Below are 20,471 nucleotides of genomic sequence, written 5' to 3'. Positions count from 1 at the left end.
CGGCGAGAAAAATTAGAAGGATGTTGGATACATAAACATAGAAACCTATTTCTGTTTTAAATACAAGTTTAAAAGCCTAAAACCATGAAAAATCAAGATCTAAAAAATAAATATCGATTACTAGTCCTTGTAGATTTAACTCAAAAATCGGATACTGCATTAAAAAATGCAATCAATTTGGCGAAAGTAATAAATGGAACCATTGAGATATTTCACGTGAGTCCACCAGCAGATGTTGTAAGATACGAAAATCAACTCTCTGCGATGCGCGCTATCACTGAGACACATATTACCACAGAAAAAAAACTACTGGACTTAGTACTTCGTATCTCAGAAGAAGAAAATGTTGCTATCACGTATAATTTCACTTTTGGTAATGTAAAAAACGAAATTCACGATCATATTCAGAAAACCAATCCCGACATTGTTGTTATAGGGAAGAGAGAGAAGAAGTTAATTAATTTTTTAGAAGATGGCATAACTAAATTTTTATTAAAAAAACATTCTGGGATTATTATGATCACTGGTAAAGAAAAAATGGTTCAACCGGACAGTGATATTTCTCTAGGCTTTTATAACAATACTGATAATGTTATCGATAAAAACACCGTAAAAATTGTTAAAGACCTAAATAAGCAGCCTGAAAATCCCATAAAATTCTTTAGTATCCGTAAAAAATCTGCTTCGGATAAAGCGAAATTGGCAATTTCTCGTATAAAAACTGCTTGCAATTTTCCGAATGCGGTAGAATATGAATTTGAAGAAAGTCCTTATTCTATTGAAGGCCTTTCAACGTACGTTTATAAAAACAATGTAGAATTATTATGTATAGGTCGTTTTAATGATAATAGAGGGTGGTTAAACAAGCTCGTTAATAGAAAGTCAACAATGGATAATGTTATTGAAAAATTAAATGTTTCTTTACTCGTTACTGGAGGTAAATAATAAAATACACGCTATCCATATACATCATTAATAGGTTCTCTCTATATGAACTAAAAAGTCTAAAGTCTATATCTCTATTATTTATAGGCTTTAGATTTTTAATATAATAATAAACCTAATAAACTTGATTGAAGTGAAATCTGGGTAATTTTCACTCAGCAATGTCATACAGGATCTTTCATCTATTATACATATAGAAGACGATAGTATATATCAAAAGAGTTATACTACTTAAAAGGTTTTGAAGAGATTCGAAAACAATAGTACTTCCTAAAAATTGTATTGGTAGCTTGAAAAAAACGCTTTGATCGATAATCATAATAGTCTATTACTTAGATAACACACTTTCTTCTTTTTAAATCTTACATCATGAAAAAAAGGATATTACTTCCTACGGATTTTTCTGAAAACGCTATGAATGCTATAGATTATAGTATTGAACTCTTCAAAAATGAGCAATGCGACTTTTATATCCTTAATACATACACCATAGATGAGTTCACTATGGAATTAACTATCACGAAAAATTTAAAGGAATTAGAGGAACAATCAAAAAAAGGATTGTACAAAATTTTGGAAAGAGTTTCCGTTACGGATGAAAATATCAATCATAATTTTTTTATCGTATCTCGTAGAGATAATCTACTAACAGCAATGAAAGATATAGTAGCAAAAAGAGATATCGAAATGGTAGTAATGGGAACCAAGGGCAGAACGGATTCAAGAAATAAAATATATGGTAGTAATACAGTGCTTGCTATGGAAAAAATAAGGAACTGTCCTGTTCTGGCGATTCCTCATAGAGCTATATATAAAGAGATAAAAGAAATTGCTTTTCCAACAAATTATCGAACACATTTTAAACGAAGAGAGTTTCAATATCTTGCAGATATAGCAAAAATGACAGATGCAGCTATACGAATTTTACATGTATCTGATCAGAATCAGTTGCTTGATGAAGATCAAAAAAATAACAAAAAATTACTCGAAGAATATTTTATAGGGTTGAAATATTCTTTCCATATCCTACATAACAACAATGTGCAAGATGGCTTAAGTATATTTATACAAAATGAGGATATTGATATGATTTCTTTTATCAATAAAAAGCATAGTTTTTTTGAAAGTATTTTATCAAAACCTATGGTTAAAAAACTAGGATATCATTCTAAAATTCCGGTGCTAACTTTACATGATTTTAGAAATTAATGGTGTTAAAGATTTGTAAATAAACTCTCTATGGCAAATATGCTCTTTTTTCTGAAAAACCACTTTAATAAAACAACCGTCAATTGTAAACAACAAACTTGTAGGAACCTGTTAAGGATAACAGTCGCTATGCGGTCAAATAGTTATGTTACTATAATTAGAATGTAATCATTTGTAAAAGATCCCAGGAGAAGTATAAACAAATCAGAAACCTAAACCCTTATCTCTTTTATTTATAGAATTCAGATGATAAATAATCACCACATATTAACCCAGATATAGCTAACGAAAGTGAATTTGTAAAATTTTTTATTTAAAACATGTCACGTTTTACAATTTCACTCCTTATACAGGTAAGTAATTCAGAAATCAAACTGTTAATTACTTAGTCTTATATCTAAATATTATATGAAGGCTAAATCAAAATAAGAATGGAATATAAAAATTTTGGACTAAGCGAACTATTGTTTAAAAAAATCATAGTTGATCTAAAAAAAAACGACACCTATTTTTTTGAACAAGTATTTCTAAAGCAATTCGAAGAAACTATGAAATATCTGCGTAGAGAATACAAAGCAACTCATGACGATGCTTATGACGCCACGATGGATACGCTTATCGAATTTAGAGCTCGATTTGTAGAAGGAAAACTGCAATATGGAAACCTACGTTTTCTATTTACGAAAATGGCATCTCAGATGTTATTAAGAAACCAGAGAAAAAATAGAACCAATGTAGATGATATACTATCCTTATCCCAAGAAGAAGATACAGAACCTCTAGAATCCGAAGAGCTAAGCCAACTTAATAATGCCTGGCTGCTATTAGGAGACTCTTGTAAACAATTACTCACCTGGCATTTTTATGGAAAAATGAAACTATCAGAGATAGCTCAAGAAATCCAAAAGAGTCCGGCAACCATTAGGAAACAAAAAGAACGTTGTGTACAAAAACTTAAAGACCAATTTAATCTAAAAACAATTTTAAATATATAAAATGAACTACAACAATTCATCAAGATAAACCTATAGCATTAACTAATGCCTCTTAGTGATGATATAGACTGATCTTACAATCAATAAACAAGAAACAAATGAAAAATAAACTAAACAGACTTTTGGATCCTGATATCTCAAAAAAAGAACAAGATGGGATTTTTGAAGAGATCCTAAAAAAGAAATTAGATGAAGATCTAAAAGCTAAGTGGCAAATAAAGCTGCTACAGGAATATGGTATAACAAGAAATAAAACCAATGATAAAAAGAAGTTTTTCTCTTCTAAATACTTTAAAATTTTATTAGCTACCGCTGCCTGTATTAGTCTAATCATAGTTACACAACTATTTAACACTGCTGCCTCTGATCCACAGACACTGGCCCAGCAATATCTATATGAGCAGGAAATACTGCACCCAGGCGTTTCTAAAGGTTTTTCTGATGAAAACCAGACCAGAACATTAGCCATCCTGACATTTAATAACAAGAATTATCTACAGTCAATACAATATTTTCAGAACCTAGAGACACAAACAGAAGAAGATATTTATTATCATGGATTAGCACTTCTATTAAATAATCAGTACGCTGAAGCTATTATGAAATTTAAAACAATGAATACAAATAGTAATCGATACAGACAAGAATTAAACTGGTATCAGGCTATTGCATATCTACTCGATGGACAACATAATAATGCAAAAATTCAATTGAAACAAATAGGCAATACCGATTGGAATTACAAAAATGCGCAACAATTATTAAAGGAACTGAATGAAAAATAGCTACTTACTATAGAAGTACTACTACTTATAAATATAGAAAACCAATAAAATCAATTATATGAAAACCTTGAGGTATATTTTAACTTTGCTTTTTTTCTTATTATTTCTGCAACCCATTCTTAGTCAGCAAAAAGCTGTTCATCATAAAAATCAAACCACAGCTGCTCAGGAATCCAGAAGTGATGACGACGACGATGACGACGATGATGACGATGATGACGATGATGATGATGAAGACGAAGATGAAGATGAAATTATCAAACATCCCTCTTTATATTTTGTAAAACTTTCTCCTTCTATCACCCAGGAAGCGGTAGACAGTTTACTTAGCGACCTCAACTCTGAAGAGATTTGGTACCGAGAGGAAATTAATTTACGATTATGGAATACAGTACAATTTCCATATATCAATGCACAAGGACAAAGTGTAACAAATATAAATGGACAAGTTGCAAACGCAGAATCTAAAACCGATATAGATGGAGTAGATTTTAATATAGGCCATATTGTTCCAATACCTCCTGCAAATATTCAAAATTTCTGTTTTCAAAATGTCATTCCTCAACATCCATTAGGCAATAATCCTATAAAGATCTCTATTTTTGATACAGGTTTTAAACCACAATCAGGAGTCAATTATCCAGATTATTCTTTTACTCTTGAGGATTATACTGGATATGATTATATCAATAATGACGATTCAGTGATTGATGATCAAAATGGGCATGGTACTCACATCGCTGGTATTATACATCATATACTCGATTATCAAGAAGGAGCTATGTCATCAATTTCGTTTGACATCAGAAAGACTCATGATCATCTCGGAAGAGGATTCATTTCCAATCTCGTTCCTGCAATTTTAGATGCTGTAAATGAAGGGGCTAACATTCTTAATTTTAGCTTTAGCTATCAGAACTATAATGTAAATCCAGCAGGCAAACCTTTAAAAATGGCTATTGACTACGCTGAACAAATGGGCGCCATGGTCATAGCGGCAGCGGGTAACACCAATGAAAACAATGATACTGATAACATTATATCATTTCCTGCCTCCTATCCTAATACCAATATTTTATCAGTAGCATCTATTGATTGTAATAACAAGTTAAGTCCCTTTAGTAGTTATGGTCAACAAACAGTTGATGTAGCATTATTAGGCGAAAACATTCCTGGTCCCAGCTTAGCAGGAACCGTAGGGTATCGATCAGGAACTTCTTTTTCTTCTGCTAATGTTACGGCACTTGCCGCTATTCTTGGTACGCACCAAGCTACCTTTGATTATCAGCAGATTCGTTGTGCGTTAATAAACACATCCACAACTTCATCAGATTTGTTTGAAAAAGTAGCTGCTAATGGAGCGATTAATTTTTCTGCTGCATTTAATCAACTGAATAATGCCTGTAATACGCGGATTCAAAAATCCAGTGCTGCTGTAACTCCGAAATCTCAATCCTTATTTTTTCCAAATCCTTTTAACGAAACACTTCAATTACAGGTTAACAAACCTATTAATCAACAGATTACCATTTCGATCTATAATCAAAGTGGATTATTGATACTACAAAATCAATTTCTTATTACTAACAATACCAACCGAATTGATGTAATAGAAAGTAGTCAGTTGAAATCTGGAATTTATTTCGCAAAAGTAGATATTCAAGATAATTCTTATACACAGATTGTAGTAAAAAGATAGTACAGAAATACAAAATAATTATATTTAACCCATAAGAGGGATATACGATGTAAGCCGTATATCCCTTTTATAAGTTTTAGATATTTAAAATTTCACATATAATTGTTATACTTTTAACATTTATTATATTAGTAATCTGTAACTTATCCTTACAATCGTCATCTATACTTAATAATTAATTTATGGTTTTGAACCCCACTCTCGTCATTACCACATGTTTTTTAATACTTGTTTCTACATCCTGGGCTGGGGTAACTGATGACAATGATTTTTTCAATGAATACTATCAAAAAATCAATCAAAATATCAAGCAAGGCCTTTATGAAGATAACCTCTTATTAATTAAAAAACTAGAGCAACAAACTCTCTATCAAAAACTAGATTGTTATCGTAAAGGAAAGATTTGGCATAAGATCGGAGTATCTTATTATAAACTGAACCGAGAACCAGAGGCTATTGAATGTTTTGAAAACAAAGTATTGCGTACTTGGGAAGATTGCCCAAAAGTACCAGCTTCCGAAAGAGCTAATACTATTTATAATATTGGGATTTCTTACCAATATCTCAACAACTTGGAATCTGCCAAAATATATATAGATCAAGCTTTAAATATTTTTGAAAATGATACTGCTTATCCTAGCAATAAATTAGCAAGAAAATATCACGGGATTGGCAGGTTTTATAAAGAACTTAATGATGCTTTTCGAGCAGAATTATATTATAAAAATGCTATAAATCTATATCAAAAACAGGGTGGCAATAAACTTAAAGAATTTGATGCTTTAAATAACCTTATTGTTATGAATAATAATTTTAAGGAATACTTTAAATCCAAAGAATATATTAAAAATACCCTTTCTATTTATAATTCTTTTCCAAAAGAAATCCCCCAAAACAATTTGGCAATGGTATATCTAAATGCAGGAACGACCTATTTAGGTCTTAGAGAATATGCAACTGCACTACAAATGTCTCAAAAGGCATTAACCTTATTAAATGTAGAAACCGAACCTTTTAATTATTCTATTGCTTTAGAATTAATGGCAATGATAAAGGCAGAGGAAAAAAGGTTTAACCTCGCCGAAACACATATGAATAAGGTTATCGAAATAAGAAAAGTACTTTATTCAAAAGGAGAAAGACAGCAACAAATGGCTTTGGCTTATGAAAATCTCAGTGATATTCTCATTAGAAAAGGTGATATCGTAAGTGCAAATAATCAATTGGATAAAGCATTTAACATACTAGTACCAACAGGAAGTTTTGACAATAATCATTTACCTATTATAAAATCATCCAAAGCGCTTGATGATAGATTTTTAATTCGCTTGATAGAGTTAAAAGCAAGAATATTTAAAACTCAATATAATACATCTAAAGACATTAGCTTTCTTAAAAAAGCACTTAGCACACAACATAAAATAGATTCTGTAATTAATAGAAGCCTAGTTTCTTTTCAATTTGAACAATCTAAACTAGATTTTTTAAATCTAAAATTCGAACACTATGGCAAAGCTGTCGAGGATGCTTTAAAATTATACCAGATTACTAACGACTCCTATTATCTGGAAGAAGCCTATTACTTTTCCTCAAAAACAAAAGCCATCGTACTTCAGTATGAGTTAAATCAGGTTGATGCCTTTAAATCCAATGTATCTGAAGAAGTTCTAAGTCGGGAAAAAGCCCTTCGTGAGGAGATGCATGCTCAACAAGCATTACTTACTGAAGCCACACGCAATCAGGATTCCTTACTTAACACATACACCAAAGCGCAATACGCATTAGATATTTATTTGAAAGAAATAGAGCAAAAAGAACCTGATTATTTCAAAGAAAAATATGCATTCATTCTTCCTCCTAAACTAAAAGAGGCTAGGAAAAGTTTACCAAAAGATATGGCAGTGATAGAATATTTTATTTCAGAAAACACCATATACAGCTTCTGGCTTACTAATGACGATTTTTTTTCTATTAGCACACCTTATGACTCCGTCATCAAAAAAGCTTTGGATGATTTTATAGGGCAATGCCATGATCCCAAATTAGAAGTGTCTCAAAAACTTTCTAACCTCATATTTGAACGATGCATTCAAAAAGGTTTAAAAAAAATAGCTAAGAATATAAAACGTATTTGTATTATTCCTGATGGGCAATTGCATAAGCTATCTTTTGAAGCTTTGATGGATCCAGATAAGAATCCTCAAAAATATTTAATCCAGGATTATAGTATCTCTTACTCCTACTCCATAGCATTATTATTTCGTGAACAGCACGGTGAACACTCATATAATTATATAGGTTTTGGGACTAAGTATAGTCATGACCTTAATAAAAAACTAAAGACACGGAAACGTTTTTTCGGAAACGAAAATCTAATGCAACTTGCATTATCACAAGAAGAAATAAAACGAGGTGGTGCTATTTTTGACGGAAAAACATTTATAGATAATGATGCTTCTCTAGAAAATTTTCTAAAATATAGTGCTGATGCAGATATTATCCACCTTTCTTTGCACGGCTTGTTAGATACGGATGATCCCGGCAGGTCCTGTGTCATTTTTGATGATCATCAGGAGAAGTTTATACTTTCTTCTCAGGATCTATATGGAAATCGATTAAAAGCAAACCTGGTACTATTAAGTTCATGTCATTCTGCTAGTGGTAAAATATATAACGGAGAAGGCGTTCAGGGAATAAGTAAATCATTTCTGTTAGGTGGAGCACATAATATTCTGTCCAGTCTATGGAATGCTTCTGAAACCAGTTCTATGTCAATTACCACTTCATTCTTAGAAAACGTACATGAAGGACAACCTACCGACTTGGCTTTACATAGATCTAAATTAGATTATCTTTCCAAAACAGAACCAAATAAAAGACATCCATACTACTGGGCTAATTTTATATTATTGGGTGAGATCGATCAACATAAAGAGCCTACAAATCTTTTAGTTTGGATCGTACTATTAGGAATAGCATTACTCTTCTTTTTTCTACTACGTTATTCTAAATCAGTTTATAAGGAATAAAGTAACTCAGACATACATAAATTCCCATTACATTTCTCTGATGCCTCTCCTCTTTTAACTTTTTAAAAAAAGCTGAAAAAGCTTGTCACACTATTCCTTTTTCTTTCTTATACAGGTAACAATACTAACAAAGTAAAAGTACTAACTCATAAGAATTTATAACAGTGACTAAACCACAAATAACAAATGTATTACTTCTATGCTTGTTTGCTAATATCGCAATAGCTCAAGAAGATCTTAAATTATGGACAGGTTATAGTGCGCAAGCCAAACTGACCAAAAAATGGAGATTAACTGCAGGTCAATTATTATTGTTCAGTCAGGAACCTTTTGAATTATCCTCGATGCAAAATAGCGTGAATGTTACGTATAGAATGAACAAGAGGATGAGTTTTGGTACAGGATATCTTAGGTCGTCAGATCCTTCAGATCCGGATCAGGAAGCAAGAAATCGAATCACTGGTCGTTTCAGATTAAATACAAGATTAGGTAAGATACGTTTTGCAAATAATCTGAGGGCAGAATGGCATTTTCCTGAACGAAGCAAGTTTGAATATCGTATTCGTTATGGACTTCGAATTCACGCAGGTAACTGGGGATTACTACCTCTTAAAACCACTCCTTTTATAACCAATGAAGTTCATTATTATCTTTCTGGGAGACCATTACAATATCGAGATGAATTGGGAGATAAAGTAGTGAAACAATCTCCTGATGGTTTGCACGCTCATAGAGTCACGTTAGGAGTACGTTTTAGGCCTTTTAGGAGAGCAAATGCCAGTATAAGTTATATGAGGCAAACGGAATTTAATATAGGTAGTAAGTATCGTGAAATAAATGTAGTAGATCCAAGAAACGGAAGAGTTCGTAGAGAGTTTAACAATTTTTCTGTCTTGATGTTCAGGTTTTCTTATCAATTGGATTTAAGACAAAAATCACCTCGATCAAGATCCATAGGAAGTAACACTTCTAAAACTACTTTGCCCATAGTGCAGATCACAGATGCTAAAACCTATTAAACTGATCATTCAGTATAAACAATATCAAACTAGAATCAATATTTAATTTTTAACCAATATCTCATATTATGAAAACCATTAAGAAATCTAATATCTGTAAAAATGTAGTCAATTATAAGATTGACCAAACAATGATCCAAAACCATCAACCTATAGCCGGAGATGTAGCTATATTTGAGGTAATACATATTGGTTCCTTGAATGCCATTCAGGATTTTGAGGGTAGAAACAGCTATATATTCCCTGGAGATAAAGTAATGTTAGCATTTGGTAATCGTTATGCCAGTAATCAATTTGAAGGATATGTACCAGAAAAATTCCAGCAAGAGTATGATCTAATTGGTAAAGGTGGCGTAGCTGGTACAGTCGTATCTATGTTTTACAAACTAGAACTAAAAGGTCCTACTAAACTAAAATTAGTTGGATACGTAACTGGAAAACAAGGTAATGTTATTAATACCACGTATTATCATAGAAGACCTGTAAAATTTGATTCAAAAAAAACAAGAAATTTCAAAACCATTTTATCAATAGGTTCTAGTATGGATAGTGGTAAAACTACTACCGCCGCTTACTTATGCAGAGGCTTAAAAACATCTGGATATCAAGTAGCTTATATTAAACTTACAGGAACTGTTTTTAATAAAGACAGAATGCTGGCATATGATTGCGGAGCTGATGTAGTTAGCGATTTTTCTGAATTTGGTTTTCCTTCTACCTATCTCTGCGCTACAGATACCATTATGGATTTATATGAAGGATTATTATCCGAAGTAGCAGCTGCCCAGCCAGATTATGTAATTATAGAAGTTGCAGACGGATTATACCAGCAAGAAACACGAGCACTCTTAAATCATTCATTATTCACAGAAACTATTGATCACGTTATTTTATCTTGTTGTGATAGCCTTGCCGTAAATAGCGGCGTACAATTACTATCTCCGATTTTTGGTGATCGTCTGTTTGCATTAGCCGGTTTGTTTACTGGCAGTCCACTTCTAGTAGCCGAAGTCGAAAGTCAATCTTCAATTCCAATACTTACATTGGACAAATTACTAGAATCTGACCTCTTAATTGATCTACTTTCACAAAATGTGAATGTTGCAGTGTAAAATAAACTCGTGGATACAATGTCCATTAAAAAACTTTCGTTATGCAATATTCACAGAATCAAGCCGCATTGGCAAGCGTATTGGTTATCCTATTGGTTTTATCTCCTGTAATAGAAAACTGGGCGAGTAAACCAAAAGATAACTTTCCATTATCCTATTATCCTATGTTTTCTAAGAAAAGACAGGCTACCTATGGCATGTATTATTTTGTTGGATATGATACCGCTCAAAACAGATACAGGATTTCATACAAACTAGCAGGTACAGGTGGTTTTAATCAAGTACGCAGGCAAATAAAAAAAGCTGCACGATCGGACAAGGCCGAAGCATATACTCAAGAAGTAGCTAAACGAATCGCCAACAAGAAAGAATATCCTTATTCTGAATTAGTCCGAATAGAATTGGTCAAAGGATATTATCATTTAGAGAATTATTTTCTAAAACAAGACACACTCCCTGTTCATGAAAGAAAAGTAGCCTTTCATAAAATTAAAAAATGATGAATACTTATTTAAAAATGATACGAGATCACTGGTTTATGAAAGTGACTCCGCAGCGATTAGCCTTACTTCGTATTGCTACAGGTTTATTTAGCTTATGGTATTTGCTTTCGCGTTTTAACATGCTCCAAAAGATGATTAAAAATGTAGATGCTTATGATCCAATAGGACTACTAAGTTGGATGGATCAACCGGTACCTTCGACTGTATTTTGGTGGATAACTATTGGCGTCATTTTCTTAAATATAGCCTACATCATCGGTTGGAAGTTTAAATTTACCGGTCCTGCATTTGCAATCATCATATTATTGTACTTCACCTATCGTAATAGTTGGTCTATGGTCTATCATAACCGTAATGCTCTTATTTTGCATATGGTCATACTGGGATTAGTAGCCTCTGCTGATGCCTGGTCCTGGGATGCTTTTAAAAAAGCAAAAAAAGGTTATAAACCACCTAAAGTGCATTGGCAATATGGTTGGCCCATACAATTAATTTGTGTAGTTACCGCAGGTTCTTACTTCTTATCCGGAATAGCTAAACTTGCTGGAGATCTGGCATTAGAATGGGCTAATGGAAGTGCTATGCGCTCACAAGTTGCGGTGGATGCTATACGCAAAGAAGTATTAGGTTCTGAAGCTGCTCCCCTATTCGACTTTTTATTCGAGCATACCTGGCTATTTCTGGGAATGGGTATACTTACCTTTATCCTGGAGTTGGGAGCACCACTAGCTCTTGTAAAAAGACGATGGGGCATGGCTTGGGCACTTATGACCTGGATGATGCATTGGGGTATCTTTTTTATTATGGGAATAAGTTTTAGATATCAGATGACCGGATTGATATTCTTATCATTCTTTGATGTTGAGAAATTATGGAACCCTTCGAAAAAAAAGCTGGCAGTCGCTTTTTCTAAGAAAGACCACCTTAAGACAACTTCCGGATCCATAATTCTTTTTGATGGAGTATGTAATTTATGTAATGGTTGGATACAATTTATTCTAAAAAGAGAAAAAAACCAACACTATCATTTTGCTTCATTACAATCCGAAACTGCAGAGAGCTTATTAGCTGATAGTCACATATCTCAAGATCTTTCCTCTATTGTACTTATAGAAGATGGAATTATCTATCAAAAGAGTGATGCTGTTCTGCGGATCTGTAGAAATCTCAAGTATCCCTGGTATTTAGGACATTGGTGGTTGATAACCCCCAAGGTGTTCAGAGATCGTATATATGATTTTATAGCTGCTAACCGATATAATTGGTTTGGAAAGCAGCAACAATGCGGTCTCCTGAATGCCGATCAAAGAGTTCGCTTTTTAGACGATCCTTATTTTTAATCTTATTAATACGATTTGTTACCCCCATTCCTAGTCCATCCAAAAGTCCTTCTCCTAAAAAGAGAAGGGTTAAGGATGGTACCAACGTTATTTTAATAACCCAACAAACTTCTTACTAAAATAATAGTATGTTACTCAATAAATGGAATATCATCAATAGATTTACTCGTAAGCATCTTACACTAGTGGCTTTTACTTTTTTTGCAGGTCTTTGTTATAATTTACTTACCATTATGATCCCGATAAGTATTGGTAAATTCTATGAGCTTAGCTTTGGCTTTTCTTCTCATAGATTAGCCGCATTTAAGTTTATTCCATTTATGAATGCTCCGGATTTTACATCCTTTCTTATCTTTTTCTTCTCATTAGTGCTACTGCGATTACTTTTTGAGTACCTAAACCGTTACGGTATCTCGCTTATAGGAGAAGGTTTTAGTAAACAATTGAGAGAACAACTTTTTCGAAATCAGTTACAAGTTGCTATGGAAGTATATGATAACAAAGGTATTGGAAAATACTTGCTGCGTTATAGTGGAGATCTTAAAAGTATCCAAAACTATATGAAAAACGGATTGATACGATTTTTGCAAGACGTCTTCTTACTAGGTATTGTTATTCTTGTTATAGGATGTTTTGATGTTTATTTGGCATTGATAATTACGACGTGCATTTTTATTTCTTCTACAGTACTCTGGATAATCAACAAGGCTTTGTATAAAGTCTCTCTGGACAGAAGAAATAGTCGTTCTGGAATGCTAAGCTTTGTTAATACACGTTTACGTGGAATCTTATCGTTAAAAGCATTTAACAAATATCAGCCAGAAGAAAAACGATATCTAAAACGATCAAAGATTCTTTATGATATAGGAAAACGCTATGCAAGAGTTGTTTCCCTATTACAAGCTATTATTCCTGCTATTACGTATGGTATGCTCGGAATCATCATGCTATATGTATTCATTTCATCAAAAAACCCAGATACGTCTTTAGGAGGATCTTCTTTACTTGTATTGATATTATTAATCATATCTATATTACCTGTATTAAGGCGAAGCCTAAGAGTAAGTATTGTATGGAAATTAGGAAATATATCATTCTCCAAACTCATTGCCATTTTTAGCTTACCAAAAGAAAATCAATTACCATTTGAGAATGTAATCCTTGATCAGGAAAAAATTATCTTTAGAGATATTAACTTTAGCTACCCCAATATTTCTACACCTGTACTTAAAGATTTTAATCTAAGCATTACTCCAAAAAGTACTATACTTCTACAAGGTAAGTCCGGAACAGGAAAATCCACTTTCATCAGATTATTATTAAAACTTAGGTCTCCTTGTAAAGGTAGTATTGCATTTGGAGACCTTTGTAGCAGTGGACTAACCGAAAAAGCAATTAGAAAGAATATTGCGATTGTATCAAAAGACTATCCTCTATACGGTAGAAATGTCTATGAAGCTATTGTTTACAACCGAAAAGAGGGGACAAAAGAAAAAGTGAAACTCTTATTGGAACACCTGCAATTATATGAAGAAATACAAAATCAATTACAGCTAGAAAGTAAAATCGGTGACTTGGGATGTAACTTAACCTCAGGACAACAAAAAATACTGATGTATTGCAGAGCTTTATTGACAAAAAAGCCTATTTTAATTCTGGAGGAACCCTTAAAAGAACTCAATACAAAAACACAACAATTAATACTTCAATTTTTAAAAAGTATGAAAGATCAGAAAACTATTATTCTTTTGGATGATCATCTTGTAGAGGGTTTTGATATTGACGCAGTTCACTATTTGTAAATTACTTAAAAACACTAGACCTGACTGGTGTATTACAAATAGAAAACATTCTTTCTGTTAAACCCTACGATTTCCATAGTAAACCAAATAAAAAATATTAAAAATCAGTCATTTTAAAAAGAATTATATTACTTTTTATATCGAACGTTTTCATCTTCTAGTCCATAACAAAGGGCCGCTTTTTTTAACCCAAAAATTCTACCATTCTTTGCTTCGTAATTTGCGTATAAAGCACCATTTTTTCTATATGCTTGCTGTATGCCTTCTTCTTTTCCTTTGCTCATGTTCATTCTTTTGAAAAGCTCACCACTTGGATACCATTTCTTTTGCTCCCCGTGTGGTTTACCTTTATCATAATTGAAGTGGGCAATTAGGATATGTGCCGAATCCGAAGACCATATTTTTTTCTGTCCATGTAATTTTCCTTTATGATAATCCGCAACATTTTTAAAATGTCCGTCAGGATACCATTGAATAAACTTGTTTTGCTTTTTCCCGTGTAAGATTCCAAACTTTTCCTTCAAGTTACTATCTGGATAATAACTTACAGCGAATCCGGAATAGAGCTGATCGTTTAAGGTCCATACCGATGTTTTACGATCATAGTGCAGCGCTGATTTTGCCACTATTGTTTCCGGCACTTCCAACAAGAGATCCGTATTATCGCTTATTGATGGCTTTCCTTTTTGTTCGGAACAGCTAATAAATAGAAAGCATACAAACAAAAACGTCCAAAAAATTATTTTCATTGTAGTGATTTTAATTTCAGTAATTCGTTTAAAAAAGAAACCACCATTCGAATTTTCTTCTGATTTAGGGTGGTTTCTTTTCAATCAATCATCTCATACATTACCTACATAATACTATTAGGAGTACCCTGCAAGTCAACAGCAAAAAGGGCTATTATATTTCCTAAATAAAGTTCATTAATGATATGGTAATGATAAAATTCTTCACCTTCACTGTGTTGTGTCGCTCCATAATGCCCTCCTGATTCATCTAAATCCGTAGGATAAGAGCCATCTATTTCTCTTCTACCATAAATTAAAAAACCATCCGCCAAGATTCCTACCAATTTCTCATCATCATGAGAAAGTGTTGTATTTTCAGGAACATCCGAAGACTCTACATGGTAGTGATAACCAGAAGGTCCATTATGAGCCCCTGCATAATCAAATGTTTCTACAATCATTTCTTCTATTGGCCTATTATCTCCTTCTTGATCATTAAAAATAGGAACTCCGGTTACAGAAATACCAATAGGACCTAGCCCTGTCGCTGTACTTGTAGCAGCTATTTCTGGTGCAGAAGGAACAGTAAAAATAAAACTACGATCACCACCTATACGACCAGGAGTCAAACGAGTAGCCACTACTGGATCAATATACAAAGGTTCCGTCTCCTCCCAGTATGGAGATGTATGATTAGGCAAACCATTTGATTCAATGGTAATTTCATCACCATCAAAAGAAATAGTAACAGCATTGGGATTAAATTCATCAAACGCAGCTAATGGTGTGCTACCTTCGGTAGATGAATCCCCTGTGTCGTTGTTCGTATCATCTTTACAAGATGAAATTAAAGTAATAACTCCTAAAAGGAACAAAAATGTGAATTTTGAGTTTTTCATATTTTTAGATTTAAAATGTAAGTGTATTATGGTTAGACTTTACAACTTAAAAAAGGTTTAATTTAGCTGTGAAATTTAATTGTTGCATTAAAATTAACGGATTTGAGATACGGAAAAACACTCGATCCGAAGGGCGTATTGAAATAGTATCTTAACATCTATCATCCCACCGAGTGTTTTTTATGTAGGTATGATACATTCCCTAATTTCCTAAAAAGGGGGCTTTTAACTTCACATATCTACCTCTGGAAGGCTCAAGCTGATAAGTAAAACCTAAAAAGTTTAGCACAAGACCTAAAGTTTATTAAAATCTTCAAATTTTCAGTCGTATTGTCGTAACTTATTATCATTAAATAGATTTGTGATTAATATTCTTGCGTTGTGAGTAGAATTATCATCACCATATTATGCTTTGCTTATATAACTGGTTTTGGTCAAACAGATTATACAACCGAAAGGAAACACATGGTAAAGACTCAATTAAAAGCTAGAGACATAAGAGATCGTGCAACGCTTCATGCGATGTTAAATGTTCCCAGGCATCTTTTTGTACCCAAAAGCAAGAGATCACAAGCATATAGAGACGGTCCTCTGTCTATTGGTGATGGTCAAACTATTTCCCAACCCTATATTGTAGCGCTAATGACACAGGAGTTAAAAGTGAAAGCTACTGATAGAGTACTAGAGATAGGTACAGGTTCGGGATATCAGGCAGCTGTATTGGCAAAAATTGTAGATTCGGTATATACTATCGAAATTGTTAAGAATCTGGCTTTGAAAGCAAAAGATCGATTGAAAGCGTTAGGATATACCAATGTTACCGTAAAATGGGGTGATGGTTATCACGGATGGCCTATAAAAGCACCTTTTGATGCCATTATAGTAACAGCTGGAGCAGAATCCATTCCACAACCATTAATAGATCAGCTTAAAAATGGAGGACGAATGGTCATACCTGTAGGCCCCAATAATTCGGTTCGGCAATTGGTTTTGGTAAAAAAAATAAATAATAAAATAATCACCAAAAATCTGATCCCAGTTCGTTTCGTGCCTTTTACAAGACAAAATGAGTAAGCAGAAACTTAGTAAAAGCTTGTAGGTTATATGCATAAATAAACTACCTCGATGCAAGCATACAAGGTATTCAATGGAAAATAGTTTTAAAATTCCGAAGCAAGCTTCGAGGTATTAAACCTGAGATCCCGCTGAAAAAGCGGGATTAGTTCAACTATCTATTTTGAATGTATTGCTATACAACTTTTCATCCGCCACGGCGGATCACTAATAAAATTAAAGACCGCTATTTTAATCTATGACCAAAGCTAATTCTATAGGTTTTTTTACGGCAACAACTATTGTTATTGCCAATATGATAGGTGCTGGCATCTTTACCAGTATTGGGTTTCAATTGGTTGACACCATAAATACATGGTCCATCATTATTTTATGGTCTCTAGGAGCGTTAATGGCTCTATGCGGTGCTTTGAGTTATGCAGAACTTGGCACCTACTGGATACGTTCTGGCGGGGAATATCATTTCCTTTCCAAAGCATTTCATCCCCTATTAGGATATTTATCAGGTTGGGTTTCTCTTACCATTGGATTTTCTGCACCTGTAGCGCTCTCTGGAATGGCATTGGGAAAATACATTGCTCCCTATCTAGAGGTTCCTAGTATGTTTTTGGCTGTGAGTACTATTTTGGTCATCAGTTTTTTCCATTCGTTGAGTATCCAAAGAAGTAGTATGCTACAAAATATGACGACACTACTAAAGGTTTTCCTTATTTTGATATTGATCTATTTTGGGATCACTAAGACTCCTGTAGCGTCGGCATATCTTTGGGACGCTAGCTGGAAAGAGGAACTTATATTGCCAGCTTTTGCGGTTTCATTTGTATATGTTACGTTTTCATATTCAGGATGGAATGCCGCTGCCTATATTGTAGATGAAATTCGAGAGAGTCGTAAAAATTTACCAAAGGCACTGCTACTGGGTACAACCGTGGTAAGCATACTGTACTTGTTGTTAAACTTCGTATTCTTAAGACAAAACCCTCTAGAAGCTATTCAAGGACAATTAGAAATAGGGCAAATCACCGCAATTTCCATTTTCGGGGAAAAGGGTGGCGCAGTACTCAGTTTTGGTATCGCACTCATGTTGGTATCATGTATAAGTGCCATGATATGGGTAGGTCCACGCGTAACTCAAGTTTTGGCAGAAGACCATACATTATGGAGATGGTTTTCTGTAAAGACAAAAAAACAGGTTCCCATTCGTGCGATCTGGCTTCAAACAACTATAACGATTATGTTATTATTAACCGGCACTTTTGAGCAAGTATTGATCTATAGCGGATTTGTATTACAAATGTTTGCAGCATTAACTGTCGCTGGAGTATTTGTGGTCAGACGAAAGAATATAACAAAAAAAGGATTTAGAAGTCCTTTTTTCCCAATTCCGCAAATAATCTTTCTAATACTGAGCTTTTGGGTGCTGGTGTATTTACTAGTTGCCAAACCGTTAGAAACCGGTCTTGGACTTCTTAATCTGGTTTTAGGTTTTTTGGTCTATGCATTTGATGGTTTTTATAGTAAAAGATTGTCCAAATGATAAAATATTGGTTTGTGAAGTTGCTTTGATCAAAGCATAGAAATCCATCTGACGGGCGTATTAAAATTAGATCTAAACCGCTACGATCACGTCGATTAATAAATTTTAGAGCACTTTCAAAAATATTATCTCACATCCGTTAATGCGCGCCATACATTGTATCTAGAAAGTCCTGTTGTGTTCGCGTTTTATACTGTTCAATTTTGATTTTGAGTATTCTTTCTTGCTTATATTATTTTTGAGAAAACTATATTTTCATATGCTTTTCTATTGACCAAAAAACTTAATTCTCCAACATTTTTGAATTCATTTCTTTCATAAAATCTAATGGCTCTATTGTTTTTTATGTAAACGGAAAGCCACATCGTATCCAACAGTAATTCTTTAGCTTTTTCTTCAACAAAAGTTAGTAGCTGTTGTCCAATTTTTAACGGAATGAAATCATCTAAGATGAAGATCCTTTGCAATCGACAGCTGTTTTGTGAGGCAACATTCTCGTGTTTGGCGTTTACGACTATTTTTGCGTAACCAGCAGGCAAACCATCTGCATAAACAATATAGAATAGATTTTTAGGGTCGTTTATTTCCTGTTTCATTTTAGAAACTGAAAAATTCTCGTCTAGGTATTTTAATAGATCGTTTTTATCATCTATAAAATGACCATGGGATTCAGCGAATGTTAGTCGTCCTAAAAGCGCTAGAACCTCTGTGTCTCCTTCTTTTGCTATTTTTATTTTAATCATTGCTGTTCTTTTTAGTTCTTAATCTTTTTATATGATAGGCATGCAGAAATACTGCAATGGTACATCCTACAATTATTGGAGTAGCGCTAATTAAAGCGCCATAAAAAATGTAACCTACATTAGCGATAAGCGAGATTAACCTTAGCTTATATTCACCTTTAGTTGACATCGAATATAAATTGATGATCAAAGCGCCGTAACCAATACTATCAATTAAAATAACATTCATGTTTTATCTTTTTTCTATTTGAATAATTAGAGTTGGTAACTATTCTGCTTAAAACTAACACAACAAATATAGAATGTAATATATCACTTTTACTTTATAATCGAATTTATTATTATATATTTGAATTCGATTATATCGAATAATAATAAATAAAATTTCGATTAGAAATGGATACATTAGATAAAAAGATACTTGAATTGCTAAAAATTAATGCCAGAGAAAGCTTCGCTACTATTGGAAAACAAGTTGGGTTGTCTGCTCCTGCCATTGGCAAGCGTGTTAGGCAAATGGAAGAAGAAGGCATAATAGAAGGCTATGCTTTAAAAGTGAATTATGAAAAATTAGGCATTGAGACTAAAGCATATATAACATTAGTAATGCACCGAGGACCAAGAGGAACATCTGATGCTCAAAAACAAATACAAGCAATGGAAGAAGTGCAAAGTTGTGATAGAATTACTGGTGACGATTGCTTATGCGTTTTAGGCTATTTTAGAAACAATAAGCACCTTATTTCCTTTCTTGAAAAAATCGCAGAGTATGGTGCTTCTAAAACGAGTATTATTTTAGAAGTGTAATTCATTCTTCAAAAAGACGGTATTGTTGTAGTTGGAAATTGATACTGAAAAAAAGATTAAGAAATGGTCAAGATTAAAAAAAAGAGGCTTTGATTATAAAAGATCTCGATACCCTCAAGAGGCGGACAGGCTATTTTTCTTCTGTCATCTCGAGCGGAGTCGAGAGAACATTTCAGAAAAACACTCGACCTAACGGACGGTATTAAAATTAAATAAAACCTCTACCGTTTCTCTTACTGATA

Annotated in this window: 18 protein-coding genes; 14 read left to right on the top strand and 4 right to left on the bottom strand. The window is 33.3% G+C overall.

The genetic code is table 11. The annotated features are described in order from the left end of the window. Positions 1 to 84 precede the first annotated feature (84 nt). The 11 genes from Q0910_RS02750 (at position 85) to Q0910_RS02700 (ending at position 14,438) form a co-directional block, all read left to right on the top strand. On the top strand, positions 85 to 945 hold the full coding sequence (locus Q0910_RS02750; protein WP_299212322.1) for a universal stress protein: 861 nt from the start codon (positions 85 to 87) through the stop codon (positions 943 to 945). Positions 946 to 1,314: 369 nt separating this feature from the next. Continuing rightward, positions 1,315 to 2,154, top strand: coding sequence for a universal stress protein (locus tag Q0910_RS02745; RefSeq protein ID WP_299212320.1), 840 nt, complete (start codon positions 1,315 to 1,317; stop codon positions 2,152 to 2,154). Between the two features lie 431 nt (positions 2,155 to 2,585). Continuing rightward, positions 2,586 to 3,149, top strand: a complete 564-nt coding sequence (locus Q0910_RS02740; RefSeq protein WP_299212317.1) for a sigma-70 family RNA polymerase sigma factor — start codon at positions 2,586 to 2,588, stop codon at positions 3,147 to 3,149. Positions 3,150 to 3,247: 98 nt separating this feature from the next. Beyond that, a complete protein-coding gene (locus Q0910_RS02735; protein ID WP_299212314.1) occupies positions 3,248 to 3,934 on the top strand; it encodes a hypothetical protein in 687 nt (228 codons plus the stop codon). Positions 3,935 to 3,992: 58 nt separating this feature from the next. After that, on the top strand, positions 3,993 to 5,633 hold the full coding sequence (locus Q0910_RS02730) for a S8/S53 family peptidase (RefSeq protein WP_299212311.1): 1,641 nt from the start codon (positions 3,993 to 3,995) through the stop codon (positions 5,631 to 5,633). A 188-nt stretch (positions 5,634 to 5,821) separates the two neighbouring features. Continuing rightward, entirely contained in the window at positions 5,822 to 8,662 is a 2,841-nt protein-coding gene (locus Q0910_RS02725; protein WP_299212308.1) for a CHAT domain-containing tetratricopeptide repeat protein, read from the top strand. A 164-nt stretch (positions 8,663 to 8,826) separates the two neighbouring features. Next, positions 8,827 to 9,681: a DUF2490 domain-containing protein gene (locus tag Q0910_RS02720; RefSeq protein ID WP_299212305.1), complete on the top strand. Its 855-nt coding sequence runs from the start codon at positions 8,827 to 8,829 to the stop codon at positions 9,679 to 9,681. 68 nt (positions 9,682 to 9,749) lie between these two features. Continuing rightward, positions 9,750 to 10,793 (top strand): hypothetical protein, encoded by a 1,044-nt coding sequence (locus tag Q0910_RS02715; RefSeq protein WP_299212302.1) that lies wholly within the window; start codon positions 9,750 to 9,752, stop codon positions 10,791 to 10,793. A gap of 41 nt (positions 10,794 to 10,834) precedes the next feature. Further along, positions 10,835 to 11,293, top strand: coding sequence for a hypothetical protein (locus Q0910_RS02710; protein WP_299212300.1), 459 nt, complete (start codon positions 10,835 to 10,837; stop codon positions 11,291 to 11,293). Then, positions 11,293 to 12,636, top strand: coding sequence for a DCC1-like thiol-disulfide oxidoreductase family protein (locus Q0910_RS02705; RefSeq protein ID WP_299212297.1), 1,344 nt, complete (start codon positions 11,293 to 11,295; stop codon positions 12,634 to 12,636). Before Q0910_RS02710 ends, Q0910_RS02705 begins: the two co-directional genes overlap by 1 nt. 128 nt (positions 12,637 to 12,764) lie before the next feature. Next, a complete protein-coding gene (locus Q0910_RS02700) occupies positions 12,765 to 14,438 on the top strand; it encodes an ABC transporter ATP-binding protein (RefSeq protein WP_299212294.1) in 1,674 nt (557 codons plus the stop codon). Positions 14,439 to 14,566: 128 nt separating this feature from the next. Here the strand turns inward: Q0910_RS02700 and Q0910_RS02695 are convergent, their stop codons facing one another. Both Q0910_RS02695 and Q0910_RS02690 read right to left on the bottom strand, forming a co-directional pair. Further along, positions 14,567 to 15,187 (bottom strand): toxin-antitoxin system YwqK family antitoxin, encoded by a 621-nt coding sequence (locus Q0910_RS02695; protein ID WP_299212291.1) that lies wholly within the window; start codon positions 15,185 to 15,187, stop codon positions 14,567 to 14,569. 104 nt (positions 15,188 to 15,291) lie between these two features. Further along, complete coding sequence (locus tag Q0910_RS02690; protein ID WP_299212288.1) at positions 15,292 to 16,068, bottom strand: YHYH protein; 777 nt, start codon at positions 16,066 to 16,068, stop codon at positions 15,292 to 15,294. Positions 16,069 to 16,449: 381 nt separating this feature from the next. On the opposite strand from Q0910_RS02690, the gene Q0910_RS02685 reads away from it, so the two are divergent. Both Q0910_RS02685 and Q0910_RS02680 read left to right on the top strand, forming a co-directional pair. Beyond that, entirely contained in the window at positions 16,450 to 17,142 is a 693-nt protein-coding gene (locus Q0910_RS02685; protein ID WP_299212285.1) for a protein-L-isoaspartate(D-aspartate) O-methyltransferase, read from the top strand. Between the two features lie 238 nt (positions 17,143 to 17,380). Next, positions 17,381 to 18,679, top strand: coding sequence for an amino acid permease (locus Q0910_RS02680; RefSeq protein ID WP_299212280.1), 1,299 nt, complete (start codon positions 17,381 to 17,383; stop codon positions 18,677 to 18,679). A 227-nt stretch (positions 18,680 to 18,906) separates the two neighbouring features. On the opposite strand, the gene Q0910_RS02675 is transcribed toward Q0910_RS02680, so the two are convergent. Next, a complete protein-coding gene (locus Q0910_RS02675) occupies positions 18,907 to 19,422 on the bottom strand; it encodes a GNAT family N-acetyltransferase (RefSeq protein ID WP_299212277.1) in 516 nt (171 codons plus the stop codon). Continuing rightward, entirely contained in the window at positions 19,415 to 19,591 is a 177-nt protein-coding gene (locus Q0910_RS02670) for a hypothetical protein (protein WP_299212274.1), read from the bottom strand. The genes Q0910_RS02675 and Q0910_RS02670 overlap by 8 nt, the downstream gene beginning before the upstream one ends. Positions 19,592 to 19,818: 227 nt before the next feature. Between Q0910_RS02670 and Q0910_RS02665 the strand changes: the two genes are divergently transcribed. Beyond that, complete coding sequence (locus Q0910_RS02665; RefSeq protein WP_299212271.1) at positions 19,819 to 20,229, top strand: Lrp/AsnC family transcriptional regulator; 411 nt, start codon at positions 19,819 to 19,821, stop codon at positions 20,227 to 20,229. Positions 20,230 to 20,471: the final 242 nt, after the last annotated feature.

Origin of the sequence: uncultured Aquimarina sp., assembly GCF_947495315.1 — a bacterium.
Taxonomy (GTDB): Bacteria; Bacteroidota; Bacteroidia; order Flavobacteriales; family Flavobacteriaceae; genus Aquimarina.
The sequence above is the reverse complement of the archived record's forward strand: the minus strand, read 5'-3'. Positions and strand labels throughout refer to the sequence as shown.